This window comes from Geodermatophilus sp. SYSU D00697 (assembly GCF_054050175.1).
On record NZ_JBJGYV010000004.1, the window covers coordinates 163,584 to 177,669 of the forward strand.

Annotated in this window: 13 protein-coding genes; 7 read left to right on the forward strand and 6 right to left on the reverse strand. The window is 74.5% G+C overall.

The features are described from left to right. The first annotated feature begins 52 nt into the window (after positions 1–52). The 3 genes from ACI79C_RS05750 to ACI79C_RS05760 all read left to right on the forward strand — a co-directional run bounded on the left by ACI79C_RS05750 (position 53) and on the right by ACI79C_RS05760 (position 2,597). Entirely contained in the window at positions 53–439 is a 387-nt protein-coding gene (locus ACI79C_RS05750; RefSeq protein ID WP_456944663.1) for a VOC family protein, read from the forward strand. A 39-nt stretch (positions 440–478) separates the two neighbouring features. Continuing rightward, on the forward strand, positions 479–904 hold the full coding sequence (locus ACI79C_RS05755) for a PaaI family thioesterase (RefSeq protein WP_456944664.1): 426 nt from the start codon (positions 479–481) through the stop codon (positions 902–904). Positions 905–995: 91 nt separating this feature from the next. Next, positions 996–2,597 (forward strand): 4-coumarate--CoA ligase family protein, encoded by a 1,602-nt coding sequence (locus tag ACI79C_RS05760; RefSeq protein ID WP_456944665.1) that lies wholly within the window; start codon positions 996–998, stop codon positions 2,595–2,597. Here the strand turns inward: ACI79C_RS05760 and ACI79C_RS05765 are convergent. Next, positions 2,581–3,582 carry an AraC family transcriptional regulator gene (locus ACI79C_RS05765; protein WP_456944666.1) on the reverse strand — a complete coding sequence of 334 codons (1,002 nt, stop codon included), beginning with the start codon at positions 3,580–3,582 and terminating at the stop codon, positions 2,581–2,583. The genes ACI79C_RS05760 and ACI79C_RS05765 overlap by 17 nt on opposite strands. Positions 3,583–3,734: 152 nt before the next feature. On the opposite strand from ACI79C_RS05765, the gene ACI79C_RS05770 reads away from it, so the two are divergent. Continuing rightward, positions 3,735–4,409, forward strand: coding sequence for an NAD(P)-dependent oxidoreductase (locus ACI79C_RS05770; protein WP_456944667.1), 675 nt, complete (start codon positions 3,735–3,737; stop codon positions 4,407–4,409). Positions 4,410–4,498: 89 nt separating this feature from the next. On the opposite strand, the gene ACI79C_RS05775 is transcribed toward ACI79C_RS05770, so the two are convergent. Further along, positions 4,499–5,086 carry a hypothetical protein gene (locus tag ACI79C_RS05775; protein WP_456944668.1) on the reverse strand — a complete coding sequence of 196 codons (588 nt, stop codon included), beginning with the start codon at positions 5,084–5,086 and terminating at the stop codon, positions 4,499–4,501. Positions 5,087–5,518: 432 nt separating this feature from the next. Between ACI79C_RS05775 and ACI79C_RS05780 the strand changes: the two genes are divergently transcribed. After that, entirely contained in the window at positions 5,519–6,511 is a 993-nt protein-coding gene (locus ACI79C_RS05780) for an NAD(P)H-quinone oxidoreductase (RefSeq protein WP_456944669.1), read from the forward strand. 1 nt (position 6,512) lies between these two features. Here the strand turns inward: ACI79C_RS05780 and ACI79C_RS05785 are convergent, their stop codons facing one another. Next, positions 6,513–7,736 (reverse strand): cysteine desulfurase-like protein, encoded by a 1,224-nt coding sequence (locus tag ACI79C_RS05785; RefSeq protein WP_456944670.1) that lies wholly within the window; start codon positions 7,734–7,736, stop codon positions 6,513–6,515. A 90-nt stretch (positions 7,737–7,826) separates the two neighbouring features. On the opposite strand from ACI79C_RS05785, the gene ACI79C_RS05790 reads away from it, so the two are divergent. Both ACI79C_RS05790 and ACI79C_RS05795 read left to right on the forward strand, forming a co-directional pair. After that, positions 7,827–8,387 (forward strand): bacterial proteasome activator family protein, encoded by a 561-nt coding sequence (locus ACI79C_RS05790; RefSeq protein WP_456944671.1) that lies wholly within the window; start codon positions 7,827–7,829, stop codon positions 8,385–8,387. Between the two features lie 206 nt (positions 8,388–8,593). Continuing rightward, positions 8,594–9,601: a type IV toxin-antitoxin system AbiEi family antitoxin domain-containing protein gene (locus tag ACI79C_RS05795; protein ID WP_456944672.1), complete on the forward strand. Its 1,008-nt coding sequence runs from the start codon at positions 8,594–8,596 to the stop codon at positions 9,599–9,601. 98 nt (positions 9,602–9,699) lie between these two features. On the opposite strand, the gene ACI79C_RS05800 is transcribed toward ACI79C_RS05795, so the two are convergent. From ACI79C_RS05800 to ACI79C_RS05810, 3 genes are all read right to left on the reverse strand, one after another. Next, positions 9,700–11,337, reverse strand: coding sequence for a methyl-accepting chemotaxis protein (locus tag ACI79C_RS05800; protein WP_456944673.1), 1,638 nt, complete (start codon positions 11,335–11,337; stop codon positions 9,700–9,702). Between the two features lie 202 nt (positions 11,338–11,539). Next, positions 11,540–13,135: a methyl-accepting chemotaxis protein gene (locus ACI79C_RS05805; protein ID WP_456944674.1), complete on the reverse strand. Its 1,596-nt coding sequence runs from the start codon at positions 13,133–13,135 to the stop codon at positions 11,540–11,542. 141 nt (positions 13,136–13,276) lie between these two features. Then, positions 13,277–14,080 (reverse strand): HAD family hydrolase, encoded by an 804-nt coding sequence (locus ACI79C_RS05810; RefSeq protein WP_456944675.1) that lies wholly within the window; start codon positions 14,078–14,080, stop codon positions 13,277–13,279. Positions 14,081–14,086 lie beyond the last annotated feature (6 nt).

The following is a 14,086-nucleotide window of genomic DNA, read 5'->3' on the forward strand; positions in this document are numbered from 1 at the left end:
GCGTCCCGACCGGCCTACCCTGCGCCGCACGCCGGACCAGGAGGTGGCACAGATGAGCGGCAGGGTCGTGCACTTCGAGCTCCCCTTCGACGACGGGGACCGGGCGCGCAGCTTCTACAAGGAGGCCTTCGGCTGGCAGGTCCAGGAGATGCCCGACATGGCCTACACGCTGGTCATGTCGGGCCCGAGCGGTGACCAGGGACCGACGGAGCCGGGCTTCATCAACGGCGGGATGATGGCCCGCGAGGGCAGCCCGTCGACGGGCCCGATCATCGTCGTGGACGTGGAGAGCATCGACGTCGCGCTGGAGCGGGTCGGTGAGCTGGGCGGCTCCACGGTGACACCCAGGATGGCCGTCGGGGACATGGGCTTCGCTGCGTACGTCACGGACCCCGAGGGCAACGTCATCGGCCTGTGGGAGACCGCGGGCAACGGCTGACCACGGGTGGCGGCCCGGGCGCCTCGATAGGTTCCGCCCATGGCCGCCACCGGGTTCCACACCGCCGACGAGCTCAACGCGCTGCTCCCGGGCACCCTCCCGGGCCTGCTGGGGCTGGTCATCACCGCCCACGAGCCCGGCCGGCTGGAGGCGGCGCTCTACGTGCGGCCGGAGCTGCTCGCGCCCAACGGCTACCTGCACGCGGCCACCGTCGTCGGGCTGGCCGACACCTCCTGCGGCCTGGCCACGCGCGCGCTGCTGCCCGAGGGATCGGTCGGCTTCACCACGCTCGAGCTGAAGACCAACTTCCTCGGCACGGCGCGGGAGGGCCGGATCGCCACGGTGGCGACCAACGCCCACGCCGGCCGGACGACGCAGGTGTGGGACGCCGTGGTCCGCGAGGCCGGGTCGGGGAGGACCATCGCGCTGTTCCGCTGCACCCAGTCGGTGCTCTGGCCGCGGTGACCCGGGCCGCCACCGGTGGGTGACCCCCTGTGGCTGAGGCCGCCGCGGATGTGAGACTGGCGCCACACCTGACCCGTGAAGGAGCTCCTCCGTGGCGCTGGCCAGCCTCTACCCCGACGTCGAGATCCCCGACCTCTCGGTCCCCGCCTACGTCCTGAGGGCCGGCGGTGCCCGGCCCGACGCCCCGGCCCTGGTCGACGGGCTCAAGGGCGACACCATCACCCACGGCCAGCTCGCCGCCTACGTCGACCGCGTCGCCGCGGCCCTGCACGCCCGCGGCCTCCGCAAGGGGGACGTCGTCGCGATCTTCTGCCCGAACACACCCTGGTACCCGGTCGTGTTCCACGGCATCGCCGCGGCCGGCTGCGTGATGTCGCCGATCAACTCGCTGTACACGCCCGACGAGATCGCCTTCCAGCTGCGCGACTCCGGCGCCAAGGTGGTCATCACCGTCTCGCCGTTCCTCGAGCGGGTGCAGGCCGCCGTCGCCCAGGCCCCGGTCGACGAGGTCGTCGTCATGGACGGCGCGGAGGGCCACGCCTCCCTGCTCGACCTGCTCAGCACCGACGCGCCGTCGGTGCAGGTCGACATCGACCCGGCCACCGACCTGGTCACGCTGCCCTACTCCAGCGGCACCACCGGGCTGCCGAAGGGGGTCATGCTCACCCACCGCAACCTGGTGGCGAACGTGGCCCAGATGCGGCCGATCATGGACGTCCACGAGGGCGACGAGCGGATCATCGCCGTCCTGCCGTTCTTCCACATCTACGGCCTGACGGTCCTCATGAACCAGGGCCTGGCCATCGGCGGCACTGTGGTGACGCTGCCCCGCTTCGACCTCGAGGACTTCCTGCGCACGCTGCAGGACCAGAAGATCACCCGCGCCTTCGTGGCGCCGCCCATCGTGCTGGCGCTGGCCAAGCACCCGCTGGTCGACCAGTACGACCTGTCCTCCCTGCGCACCATCACCTCCGGGGCCGCACCGCTGGACGAGCAGCTGGCGCTGGCCGCGCAGAGCCGGCTGCGCAAGGGCGCCGACACCGGGGTCACCGTCGCCCAGGGCTACGGCATGACCGAGCTGTCACCGGTGTCGCACAGCACGCCGGACGCCGGACAGGAGCCGCCCGGCGTCACCAGCGAGGTGCCCAAGGGCTCGGTCGGCTACGCACTGCCCAACACCGAGTGCCGGCTCGTGGACCCGGCCACCGGCGAGGACGCACCGACCGGTCAGCGCGGCGAGCTGTGGGTCCGCGGGCCGCAGGTGATGAAGGGTTACCTGAACAACCCGCAGGCCACCGCCGACACCCTGGACGGCGAGGGCTGGCTGCACACCGGCGACGTCGCGATCGTCGACGACCACGGCCGATACACGGTGGTCGACCGGGTGAAGGAGCTGATCAAGTACAAGGGCTACCAGGTCGCCCCGGCCGAGCTGGAGGCGGTGCTGCTCACCCACCCGGAGATCGCCGACGCCGCGGTCATCGGCGTCCCGGAGAAGGAGAGCGGCGAGGAGCTGCCCAAGGCCTTCGTCGTCCGGACGCCGGGGTCCTCGCTCACGCCCGAGGCGGTCATGGAGTTCATGGCCGGCCGCGTGGCCCCGCACAAGAAGATCCGGTTCGTGGAGTTCATCGAGGCGGTGCCGAAGTCCGCGGCGGGCAAGATCCTGCGCAAGGACCTCAAGGCCGCCAACTGAGCTCGCGGCGGTGGACGTCGGTGACCGGCGTCCCCCGCCGCCGGGCCGTGGCCGCGGGCGGCACGCCGACCACCCGCTTGTAGGCGCGGGAGAAGGCAGCCTCGGACTCGTAGCCGAACCGGCGGGCGAGCTCGCCGGCGCCCGCGCCGCCCTCGAGCGCGACGGCGGCCAGGTGCATCCGCCACCGGGTCACGTAGTGCATCGCCGGCTCACCGGCCAGCTCGGTGAACCGCGCCGCGAACGCCGACCGGGACATCCGTGCCTCACGGGCCAGCCGGTCGAGCGTCCACGGGTCCCCCGGGGAGCGGTGCACGCGGGCCACGGCGCGCCCCACCTGCGGGTCACGCAGGGCGCGCAACCAGCCCGGGCCGGTGGCGCCGGCGTCGATCCACGCCCGGATCGCCTGGATGACCACGACGTCGGCCAGCCGGGTGACGACGGCCTCGGCACCCGGCCGTTCGTGACGGACCTCGTCGGCCAGCAGGCCGAGGAGGACCGGCAGCCAGCCGGGCCGCCCGGTCTCCTCCGTCCCGAGGTGCAGGACCGGCGGCAGCAACTCGACCAGGTGGACCGCGCCGGGCCGGTCGGCCTCCACCACGCCGCACACCAGCCCGGCGCGCACTCCGCCCCCGCCGAGCCGCATCACGGAGTAGTGCTCGCCGAGCATCTCCTGGGGCAGCAGGTCCGCCCGTCCGGCCACCCGCGCCGACGCGCTGCTGCGCAGCACGTGTCCGCGGCCGTGCGGCACCAGGGCCAGGTCACCGCTGCGCAACACCAGCTGCGTGCCGTCGACCTCGAGCAGGCAGCTGCCCTCGGTGACGACGTGGAAGCTCATGCACCCGTCGAAGGCCGGCATCTCCAGACCCCACGGCTCGGTGAGCTCGGCCCGGCAGTAGAAGGTGCCGCGGATCCGCAGGTCGAACAGGACCCGGCCGAGCGGGTCGACCGGGGTCCACGGAGGAGCGGCTCCGCCGTCATCGGTCATGGCGCCACCCTCGCCGCCGCTGGAGCCGTCGTCCAGGGGCGCTGGACGAACGGTCGTGGACCGTGGACGGCCGGGCATGGGCCGGCCCCGGGTGCGTCCTGACCATGGAGGACGCCGGTCACCGAGGACCGGCCTTCCGAGAGGAGCAGGCCATGCGGGTGCTGGTCGTCGGGGCCACGGGCGGGTCGGGCAGGGCGGCGGTCGACGCCCTCGCCGCCCGGGGGCACGAGGTGACCGCGTTCGCCCGTCGGGCGAGCGCGGTGTACGAGGAGCGGGCGGGGGTCCGGGCCGTGGACGGCGACGCCACGGTCGCCGCGGACGTCGAGCGCGCGGTCCGGGGGCAGGACGCCGTCGTGGTCGCGCTGGGCATCAGCGAGTCCCCGCTGCGGGTGCGGCTCCTGGGCAGTCGCGGCACGCCGCTGGACGTCCGCTCCCGCGGGACGCGGACCGTCGTCGCGGCGATGCGCTCGGCCGGGGTGCGCCGCCTGGTCGTGCAGTCCTCCTACGGCGTCGGGGAGACGCGGACGCGGCTGCCGCTCTCCAGCCGGCTGGTGCTCGCCCTGCTGCTGCGCCCGCAGATCGCCGACCACGAGCGCCAGGAGCGGCTGGTCCGCGACAGCGGGCTGGACTGGACGCTGGTCCAGCCGGTGTACCTGACCGACGGCGACGAGCCGGCCACCGTCTCGCCCGACGGGGACGTCGAGGAGTGGCGCGTCTCGCGCGCGGCGGTGGGGAGCGTCCTCGCGGACGCCGTGGACGGCGCCCTCCCGCGGGAGCGCAGTCTCGCCGTCTCCGGGTCCGCGCGGCGCTCCTCGCCGGTCGGGTGAGGACCGCTCCGGGCGCACCGGCGGGCCCACGGCCGGCGCGCCCGGGCGGGGTCAGTGCCCTCCGGCGGGTTCAGTGCCCTCCGGCGGGTTCAGTGGGCCCCGGCGGGCGAGGTGGCGCGGACGGCGTCGCGGCGGGCGAGCCAGCGGTCCTCGCCCAGCCGCAGCGCCAGCCGCAGCCGGCGCGGCGCGGCCATCACCACCTCGACCCGCTCGCGCGGCGAGCAGGCGTCCAGGAACCACGGGACGGCGACCAGCGCGGACCCGGCGGCGCTCCGGAACCGCCGCGCGCACCGGAGCAGGTCCCCGGGCGCGTGGTCGTGGGAACCGGCCGGGTCACCTCCGAGCAGGTCCGCGACCGTGCTCCACGCGCGGGCGAGGACGGGCGCACCGGCACTGACGTCGGCGGCGAACAGTGGCTCCGCGGCGGCCACGGTGCCGCAGGCGGCCAGGAGGGGCAGGTCCTCGTCGCGGTCGCCGACCGCGCGCACCGTCGTCCGCACGCCGGCGGAGCAGGCCGCCAGCGCTCGCTGCCGGCGCGGGCAGCAGGGGGCGTCGAAGGCGATGCCGGTGAGGGCGGCGGCCAGGTCACGGGCGCCCGAGCGCAGGGCCCGTCGCTCCACCGGGCAGCCCGCGGAGTGGGCCGCGGCGGGAGCCGGGGCGGAGAGCGTCGTCGTCATGGCGCCACCCTCGCGACCCGCCCTTCGGCCGGGCTTGAGCCGGACTTGAGCAGCGCCTTGGACCGCACCAGTGACCCGGGCCGTCGTCCCTCGGTGGTCGGCCCCGTCCAGGGGCCCACCCTGAGCCTGCGACGGGTGGGGAGGACGGGGTCCCCCTCGGCCCTCGGCCCCGTCCAGGGGCCCACCCTGAGCCTGCGAAGGGTGGGGAGGACGGGGTCTCCCTCGGCCCTCGGCCCCGTCCAGGAGCCCACCCTGAGCCTGCGACGGGCGGCGAGGACGGGGTCCCCCTCGGCCCTCGGCGCCGTCCAGGAGCCCACCCTGAGCTTGCGAAGGTTGGCGAGGACGGGGTCCCCCTCGGCCCTCGGCGCCGTCCAGGGGCCCACCGTGAGGTTGCGAAGGGTGGGGAGGACGGGGTCCTTCTAGGGTCGGGCCATGCGCGCGGTGACTCTCAGCGGACCGGGTGGGCCCGAGGTGCTGGAGTGGGGCGAGGTGCCCGACCCCGTCCTCCAGCCCGGCGAGGTGCTCGTCGACGTCGTCGCCACCGCGGTCAACCGCGCCGACCTGCTGCAGCGGGCCGGCCACTACCCGCCGCCGCCCGGGGCCAGCGACGTCCTCGGCCTGGAGTGCAGCGGGATCATCAGCGAGGTGGGCGAGGGCGTCACCGGCTGGTCGGTGGGCGACGAGGTGTGCGCGCTGCTCTCCGGTGGCGGCTACGCCGAGCGGGTCGCCGTCCCGGCCGGGCAGCTGCTGCCCCGCCCGGCCGGAGTGGAGCTGGCCACCGCCGCAGCGCTGCCCGAGGTGGTCTGCACCGTGTGGTCCAACGTGTTCATGCTGGCCGGGCTCAGGCGGGGCGACGACTTCCTCGTGCACGGCGGATCCAGCGGCATCGGGACGATGGCCATCCAGCTGGCCGCCCGCGCCGGCGCCCGGGTGTTCACGACCGCCGGCACCGCGGCCAAGCTCGACGTCTGCCGGGAGCTCGGTGCCGAGATCGGCATCAACTACCGGGAGGAGGACTTCGTCGAGTGCGTGCTCCAGGAGACCGACGGCGCGGGCGTCGACGTCGTCCTCGACAACATGGGCGCCAAGTACCTGGCCCGCAACGTCACGGCGCTGGCCACCGGCGGACGGCTGGTCTGCATCGGCATGCAGGGCGGGACGAAGGCCGAACTCGACCTCGGCACGCTGATGCGCAAGCGCGCCTCGGTCCACGCCACGACGCTGCGGGCCCGCCCGGCGACCGGTCCCGGCGGCAAGGCCGAGATCGTCGCCGCCGTCCGGCACGACGTGTGGCCCGACGTCGAGCGCGGGGTGGTCCGCCCGATCGTCGACCGGCGGCTGCCCATGTCCCGCGCGGCCGAGGCGCACCGGGTGGTCGACGCCAGCGAGCACGTCGGCAAGGTCCTGCTGCTCACCGACGGCTGAGTCAGCGCGGACGCAGCTCCGCGACCGAGTCGACGAGGTAGCCGACCTCCTCGGCGGTGTTGTAGTGCATCAGGCCGAGCTGCACCGCTCCGCCCTCCTCGTTGGCGCCGAGGGCGTCGAACAGCTCCCGCGCGTAGAAGTCGCCGTCCCAGGCGCAGATGCCCCGGCGGGAGAGCTCGTGGGCGACCTGGCGCGCCCGCATGCCGGCCACGGTGAACGACAGGGTCGGCGTGGTGCGCGCGGCGGCACCGAGGACCTGCACGTGCCGCATCGCGCGCAGCGCCTGGTCCAGCCAGGAGAACAGCCCGCCCTCGTAGGCGGCGACCGCCGCCATCGAGGTGCGCAGCCGTTCCCGGCGGGTGCCGCTGGCGTCCTCGCTGAGCGCGGCGAGGTGCTCGACGGCGGCGGTCACCCCCGCCAGCAGCTCGAAGGGGTGCCCGCCGCTCTCGAACCGGTCGGGGACCCGCTCGGGAACGGGCACCAGCTTGTCCGGCTGCAGCTCGCCGAGCAGGGCGGGGTCGGCCACCACCGCGCCCACCCGCGGGCCGCACCACTTGTCCGCCGCCACCGCGAGGAAGTCCGCCCCGAGCTGGGTGACGTCGAGCAGCTCGTGCGCGGCGGCGTGCACCCCGTCGACGTACACCAGCGCGCCGACCGCGTGCGCCCGCTCGGCGATGGCCGCGACGTCCGGCCGGGTGCCGATGGCGCTGCTCGCCGCGGTCAGGGTGACCAGCCGGGTGCGCCGGGTGAGCAGCTCCTCGTACTGCCAGTCGGGCAGCTCGCCGGTCTCGATGTCCACCTCGGCCCAGCGGACCTCCACGCCTGCGGACTCCGCGAGCTGCAGCCAGGGGCGGATGTTGGCGTCGTGGTCGAGGCGGCTCACCACGATCTCGTCGCCCGGGCGCCAGGTGCGGGCCAGCGCGCGGGCCATCGTGTAGGTGAGCGCGGTCGCGTTGGCGCCCAGGACCACCCCGGTGGAGACGCCCCCTACCAGGTCGGCGACGGCGGCGCGGGCGCTGGCCACCAGGCCCTCGGCGCGGGCCGACGCCGGGAAGACGCCACCACGGGCGGCCACCGGGGTGCGCATCGCCTGGGCGACGGCGAGCACGACGCTCTCCGGCAGCAGGGCGCCGGCCGACCCCTCGGCGTGCACGAGTCCGTCGGAGAGCCCCGGGAACAGACCCCGGACGCGCGCGACGTCCAGCCGTCCCTCCCCCGGTCCCATGGGTTTCGACCCTAGACGCTGGATCTGGAGGGTGAGCACGTGTTCACGGGCCCCCGGCAGGCACCGCCCGGCGCGGGGGAGGATGGGGGCATGACCGCACCGGGAAACGGCAGTGAGCGTCCTCAGCAGGTCGTCGTCGTCGGCCCAGACGGCCGGCCGGTCGGCACGATGCCCGTGCCGCAGGCGTCTGACGGGGGCAACGACTCCCCGGACGGCGCGGCCGGCGTCACCGACATGGTCGAACAGCCGGCGAAGGTCATGCGGATCGGCACGATGATCAAGCAGCTGCTCGAAGAGGTCCGCGCCGCACCCCTCGACGAGGCCAGCCGTCAGCGGCTGCGGGACATCCACGCCTCCTCCATCCGCGAGCTGGAGCAGGGACTGGCGCCGGAGCTGCGCGAGGAGCTCGAGCGGATCACCCTGCCCTTCGCCGAGGACGAGACGCCGTCGGACGCCGAGCTGCGGATCGCGCAGGCGCAGCTGGTGGGCTGGCTCGAGGGCGTGTTCCACGGCATCCAGACGGCGCTGTTCGCCCAGCAGATGGCCGCCCGGGCGCAGCTGGAGGAGATGCGGCGCCGCGCCCTGCCCGGAGGACCCTCGGTGGCGCCGCAGCAGCCCGACTTCCGCCCCGGAGGTGGCCAGTACCTCTGACCGAAGCGGCCGGGGCCGGGGCTGGGATCAGGTGACCTGATCGTCGCGTGTCCTCCCGCACGGTGTGCGGTCCAGGAGGACGCCCGACGGAGGGGGAGGACGCCCGACGGAGGGGGAGGACGCGGCGGATTGGGGACGACGAGGACGTCATCCCCAGATCTGCCCGCGCCGTCCCCCCGGCGCTTTGGGGTGCCCAGACTCGCGGCGTGCACCCGCTGCTGGAGCCCGTCGCCCTGCGCCGCCTCGGCGTCTTCACCGTCGCCGACGCCCGCCGAGCCGGCTACCGAGCGGACGAGATCCGCTCCCTCGTGGGCACCGGCGCCTGGCACCGGCTACGCCGCGGCATCTACATCGAGACGCCTGCCTGGGTCGCTCTGACAGAGGACGACCGAGCCCGGCACCTCGTGCACTGCGTCGCCGTCCTCACCGCGTTGGGGCCCGGCCCGGTGGTCAGCCACTCCTCGGCGGCCCGGTTCCACAGCCTCGTCCTGCCACGGGATGCCGGCGAGGAGGTCCGGCTCACCCAGTCCGAGGAGTGGCGGCGGGGACGCGGATACCAGGTTGCGGCGGCCACGCTCCCTGCGCGCGACGTCGTCCACGCCGGGCCGCTGGCGGTCACCGGAGCGGCGCGCACTCTCGTCGACTGCGCCCGGGAGTGGTCTCTGGTCGACGCCGTCGTGGCGATCGATGCCGCCTTGCACGCCCGCCTGGTCCGGCGGACCGACGTCGCGTCCACGGTGCTGGCGCAGACGCACTGGGTGGGGATCGGCGAGGCGGCTCGTGCCGTGGACCTCGCGGACGGTCGTGCAGAGTCGCCGCTGGAGACCCGAGGGCGACTGGCGCTCATGGCGGCCGGTCTCCCACGGCCGGAGCTGCAGGTGGAGCTCCGCGGCGCGCGCGGGTTCGTCGCCCGAGTGGACGCCTGGTACGAGGACGCCGCCGTCGCCATCGAGTTCGACGGTCGGGTCAAGTACCTCGAGCCGTACGGCGCCCGCTCGCCCGGCCACGTCCTGTGGGAGGAGAAGCGGCGCGAGGACCAGATCCGGGACCTGGACGTCCGGGTCGTGCGGGTCGGCCAGGAGGACCTCGCGGTCCCGCAGACACTGGCCCGGCGCGTGGCCGGGCTGCTGGCGCGGCCACTGCGAGGACCCCGGTGCTTCACCACCGTCCGCCGGCCCGAACCCGGAGCGGACACCGCCGACGCGGTGGCCTGACCGGCGCCCTCCCTCACCGCAGAGCGTCCTCCCCCACGGTCCACGGTGAGGGAGGACGCTCCACGATCAGGTCACCTGATCCCGGCTGACGGCGGGCGTCAGACGGTGAAGCGGCGGACGGCGTCCTGCAGCTCCCCGCTCATCCGGGCCAGCTCGGCCGCGGCGCGCTGCGCGTCGGCAACCCGGGTGTTGGTCTCCTCGGTCCCGGCGGCCAGCCCGGAGATCGCCGCGGCGATGTCCCGGGAGCCACCGGCGGCCTCGGCCACGTTGCGGTTCATCTCGTTGGTGGTGGCGGTCTGCTCCTCCACGGCCGCGGCGATCGTGGCCTGGAAGTCGTTGATCTCGCCGATCACCGAGCTGATCTGACCGATCGCCTCCACCGCGCCGGCGGTGTCGGCCTGGATGGCCTCGACCCGTCGAGAGATGTCCTCGGTGGCCCGCGCCGTCTCCTGCGCCAGCTCCTTGACCTCGCTGGCCACGACGGCGAAGCCCTTACCGGCCTCGCCGGCCCGGGCGGCCTCGATCGTCGCGTTGAGCGCGAGCAGGTTGGTCTGCTCGGCGATGCCGTTGATCAGCTTGACCACCGTGGCGATCTCCTGCGAGGAGTCGCCCAGCTTGCCGACGGTGCGGGTGGTGTTCTCCGCGACGCCGACCGCCTGACCGGCGACCCGGGCCGCCGCGGTCGCGTTCTGCGCGATCTCCCGGATCGCGGTCTCCATCTGCGCGGACCCCGTCGCCACGGTGTCGACGCTGGAGGCGACCTCGCCGGCCGAGGCCACGACCACCCCGGCCTGCCCGGCCGCGGTCCGCGCGTTGTCGGCGATCCCGTCGGCCGCGGCGTTCAGCTTCCGCGACGCGCCCTCCAGACGCTGCGCCGAGTCCCCGACCAGGGTCAGCACGTGGCCGATGGAGTCGAGGGTGTGGTCCAGGGAGCGGGCGACCTCCCCGATCTCCGCGCCGCCGGTCTCGCCGACCCGCACGCTCAGGTCGCCGTCCGCGACCCGGTCGAGCACCTCGCGCACCCGCTGCACCGGCCGGGTCACCGAGCGGACCAGCAGCAGCGCCAGCACCACCGAGACGGCCAGGCCGAGGGCCACCACGACGACGGTCAGCGTGCGGGCCGAGGTGTAGGCGTCCCGCGCCGCCGCGGCGGTGCTCGACGCGACGGCGGCCTGGGCCTGCGTCGCCGCGCCGAAGGCCTCGACGGCCGTGGCCTCGTACCCCTTCAGCCGGCCGATGGTGGCCGCCGCCGCCTGCATGTCGCGCGCGGCCAGGTGGCCCTGCAGCTCCACCTGCAGCCGGAAGTACTCCCCCGCGGCCTCCTGGTAGGCGGCGAACTGCTCGGCCACGCCCGGGGCCAGCGGCTGCTGCGCGACCACGTCGCCCTGGGCCTCCAGGGCCTCTTGAGCCTCCGCCGCGGACGCCGCGTCCTGGGCGTTGACCTCCGGGCCCGCGCTGACGATCAGCGACCGGGCCGAGAACGCCTCATGGGTCCACCAGGCGGTCTGCAGCTGCTCGAGCGCCTCCAGCGGGACGGTGCCCTCCCGGTACACCCGCTCGGCGCTGTCGCTGAGCACGCCCATCCGCTGGACCCCGATGGCCCCGACGGCGAGGGTGGTGAGGGCGACGAGCAGCAGCGCGGCGAACAGCCGGCCGCGCAGCCCCACGCGGCTGAGCAGGCCCGGCGTCCGGTCGGGCGTGGTCGGGGGCGGTACCTGCGTGCGTGCGGCGTCCATGCCGGGCTCTCCTGGGTCCGAGGGACGGACCGCCTGCGCTGACGGTCCCGGGTGCACTGTCGGCGTCTCGCCGGAGACCTCAAGCCGGACGGCGCACTCCGCGTGCCCTGGGTCACGTGTGACACGGCCACCGACGGGTGGCGGGCCCCGACAGCGGGTCGGGCGGCCACCCGCCGGTGGCCGACGGGGATGCGGGACGGCGTCAGAAGCGGAAGCCGCCGACGAGGTCGCGCAGCCGGGTGGAGACGGCGGCCAGCTCCTCCGCCGCCTCCTGCGAGGCCCCGACGTGCTCGGTGGTGGACCGGGCCACCGCGGCGACGCTCTCGATGCCGGTGGCGATCTGGCCCGATCCGGTGGCCGCCTCGCCGACGCTGCGGTTCATCTCGGTGGTCGTCGCGGTCTGTTCCTCGACGGCCGAGGCGATCGTCGTCTGGTAGTCGTTGATCCGGGTGATCACCTCGGCGACCTCGGCGATGGCGGTCACGGCACTGCCGGTGTCGGCCTGGATCGCCTCCACCCGCCGGGCGATGTCCTCGGTGGCCTTGGCGGTCTCCTGCGACAGCTCCTTGACCTCGTTGGCGACGACGGCGAAGCCCTTGCCGGCGTCCCCCGCGCGGGCGGCCTCGATCGTCGCGTTGAGCGCGAGCAAGTTGGTCTGCTCGGCGATCGAGGAGATCACCTTGACGACGTCCCCGATGGTGCGGCTGGACTCCCCGAGCCGGGACACGGTCTCGGTCGTCGTCCCGACGGCGACGACCGCCCGCTCCGCGACCGAGGCCGCCTCGGTGGCGTTGTGCGCGATCTCCCGGATGGAGGCGCCCATCTGCTCGGACCCGGCCGCCACCGTCTGCACGCTGGAGGACACCTCCCCCGCCGCCGCGGCGACGACCGCCGCCTGCGCCGAGGACTCCTCCGCCCCGGTGGAGATCCGTCGCGAGAGGTCACCGACCCGGGTGCTGGCCGTGGTCAGCGCGGCGATCGCCTCGGAGAAGGTGGCCATGAGCCGGCCGAGGGAGTCCAGGGCGGCGTTGGTCGAGCGGGCCATGCGGCCGATCTCGTCCCCGCTGCGGACCTCGAGCCGCTGGGTGAGGTCGCCCTCGGCGACGGCGGCGAAGGCGCTCTCGGCCGCCACCAGCGGCCGGGTGATGCCGCGGGTGATGCGCCAGGCGATGACGACCGCGAGCACGGCCGCCGCGGCGCAGACGAGGACCATGGTGAGCAGGAAGCCCGAGGCGATCCCGCGCGCCTCCTCGCTCAGGCTCGCGTTCATCGCCTCCTCCATGTCGATGAGGACGTTGATCGCGCCCAACCACTCGACGAACAGCGGCTTGGCCTGCTGGGTGAGCACCTGCAGCGCCGCGGCCTGCTGCCCGGCGCGCTCGAGGTCCACGACCTGCTCGATGAGCGGCAGGGTCTGCGCCTCGATCCGCTTGATCTCGGCGAGCGCGGCGACCTCCTCCTCGCTCACGTTGCCCTCGACGGCGAAGAGGTCGTCCATGGGGCCGGCCGACGCCGTGTACTTGGCCGCCAGCTCCTCGATGAGGTCGACCTCCTGCTGCAGCTCCACCGGGGTGGCGCTCAGGACGACGTCCCGCAGCGCGATCGCCCGGTCGTGGACGCTGCCGCGGAAGTTGATCGCGTACCGCTGCTTCACCGCGTTGAGGTCGTTGATCGTCGTCAGGTGGCTGTTGATGGTCTCCACCCGCACCACACCGATGCCGGTCAGTCCGACCATGCTCAGCACGACGACGAGGAAGCCGAGGGTCAGTCGGCGGCTGATCGACAAGCTCTTTCCCATGGCGCTCTCCGGCGGCCCGTGTCCAGGGGGAGCGGTCACTCCCTCGACAGCAGGTGTCGACATCGGCGCGGGTGGGTTGAGCCGAAAGTGGAACCACTACACACAGTCAGGAAGGTCGTGCACGACCCATCCCGTCCGCGGCTACAGGGACGCGAGGAACGCGGCGACGCCGTCGTCGTCGTTGGTGCCGGTGACGTCGGTCGCCGCGGCCAGCAGGTCGGGGTGGGCGTGGGCCATCGCCACGGCCCGCCCGCCGGCCTCGCGGACCCAGTCGAAGGCGGCGATGTCGTTGGGCATGTCGCCGAAGACGACGACGTCCTCGGGTCCGACGCCGTGGCGGGCGGCGACCTTGGCCAGCCCCGTGGCCTTGGTGACGCCGAGCGCCGAGATCTCGGCCAGCGCGTCGCTGGAGGAGTTGGTGACCGTGGCGCGGTCGGCGACCACGGACTCGACGAGGGCGACGAACTCGTCCCGCGGCAGGGTCTCGTGGCGGGCCAGCAGCTTGGCCACCGGTGCCGCGATCAGCTCCTCCAGGGGGGCGACGGCCACGCCGGGGGCGTCGACGTCCCACCGCGGCTGGTAGACCGGCTCGTGGCGGAACTCGAAGCCGTACTCGACGGCGAACCAGGTGTCGGGCTGCTGCCGCCGCAGCTCGGCGGTGACCTCCTGCAGCACGTCCGGGTGCAGCGCGTCCTCGTCGAGGATCTGGAAGCCGCCCAGGTCCAGCAGCACCGCGCCGTTGCAGCACACCGCGGTGCCGTGCCGCAGCACCTCGCGGATGCGGCTCATCCAGCGCGGCGGCCGGCCGGTGGCCAGCACCACCGGCACACCGTCGGCCCGCCAGCGCTCCAGCTCGGCGACCGTCGCCTCGCTGACCGTGTCGTCCCAGCGCAGCAGCGTGCCGTCCATGTCGCTGGCGATCAGCTTCGGGCGCCAGTCAGACATCGCGCA

Excerpts from the sequence above, each read along its gene's own strand:
- ACI79C_RS05750 (WP_456944663.1), top strand. The coding sequence starts at position 53 with ATGAGCGGCAGGGTCGTGCACTTCGAGCTCCCCTTCGACGACGGGGAC.
- ACI79C_RS05755 (WP_456944664.1), top strand. The coding sequence starts at position 479 with ATGGCCGCCACCGGGTTCCACACCGCCGACGAGCTCAACGCGCTGCTC.
- ACI79C_RS05765 (WP_456944666.1), bottom strand. The coding sequence starts at position 3,582 with ATGACCGATGACGGCGGAGCCGCTCCTCCGTGGACCCCGGTCGACCCG.
- ACI79C_RS05770 (WP_456944667.1), top strand. The coding sequence starts at position 3,735 with ATGCGGGTGCTGGTCGTCGGGGCCACGGGCGGGTCGGGCAGGGCGGCG.
- ACI79C_RS05775 (WP_456944668.1), bottom strand. The coding sequence starts at position 5,086 with ATGACGACGACGCTCTCCGCCCCGGCTCCCGCCGCGGCCCACTCCGCG.
- ACI79C_RS05780 (WP_456944669.1), top strand. The coding sequence starts at position 5,519 with ATGCGCGCGGTGACTCTCAGCGGACCGGGTGGGCCCGAGGTGCTGGAG.
- ACI79C_RS05785 (WP_456944670.1), bottom strand. The coding sequence starts at position 7,736 with ATGGGACCGGGGGAGGGACGGCTGGACGTCGCGCGCGTCCGGGGTCTG.
- ACI79C_RS05790 (WP_456944671.1), top strand. The coding sequence starts at position 7,827 with ATGACCGCACCGGGAAACGGCAGTGAGCGTCCTCAGCAGGTCGTCGTC.
- ACI79C_RS05800 (WP_456944673.1), bottom strand. The coding sequence starts at position 11,337 with ATGGACGCCGCACGCACGCAGGTACCGCCCCCGACCACGCCCGACCGG.
- ACI79C_RS05805 (WP_456944674.1), bottom strand. The coding sequence starts at position 13,135 with ATGGGAAAGAGCTTGTCGATCAGCCGCCGACTGACCCTCGGCTTCCTC.
- ACI79C_RS05810 (WP_456944675.1), bottom strand. The coding sequence starts at position 14,080 with ATGTCTGACTGGCGCCCGAAGCTGATCGCCAGCGACATGGACGGCACG.